Genomic DNA, 543 nt, shown 5'->3' with positions numbered 1-543 from the left:
ATGACTGAAAAGACCGTCATCGTCGAGGCATTAACTGCGCAACGTGGCAACGCAACTGCTGCCCAAGTGTTGTATTCAGAGACTGAAGAGAGCGAAGAGCGCCGTGCCTACTACGCTGAACAGCGCAAACTTGCCAACCTTGCACGTCCTGATAATAAACCCAACAAAAAGCAGCGCCGTGATTTACAACGCTTTAAACATCAACAAGATTAACAAAGCTTGTTGATGACTCTGTGTGCTTGTTATTTGTGACGTTAATCGTTACGCTTATCAAGCCACGCTAAATAATAATAGTCTTCAAGTAAAATCGTTAAAATTTGCAAGAGTACCGCCGGTTATTGTTATAAATTAGCCCTCACTTATTTATTTATTGACATGCTAATAAGCCATACATTTCATATGGGTCTTATAGAGCATTTTTGTCATAAAAGGTCATGTTATGCTGGTAAAAGCTTCCGCTCCATCTTCTGTTCTATTGGTTTGCCTAGGTAATATTTGTCGTTCACCAACTGCTGAGGAAATTTTTCGTCAACAGATTGCCAT

General features: G+C 40.5%; 1 protein-coding gene and 1 pseudogene. Both read left to right on the top strand.

What is annotated here, in order from left to right; all coding sequences use genetic code 11:
• Positions 1-213: pseudogene (locus ACS8FD_RS23890) on the top strand (RNA-binding protein); the annotation flags it as partial.
• A gap of 226 nt (positions 214-439) precedes the next feature.
• Positions 440-543 (top strand): arsenate reductase/protein-tyrosine-phosphatase family protein (locus tag ACS8FD_RS23885; protein ID WP_459252187.1); only part of this gene is annotated, 104 nt, incomplete at its 3' end.

It is taken from the genome of Psychrobacter sp. 1U2, from assembly GCF_051847575.1.
The sequence above is the reverse complement of the archived record's forward strand: the minus strand, read 5'-3'. Positions and strand labels throughout refer to the sequence as shown.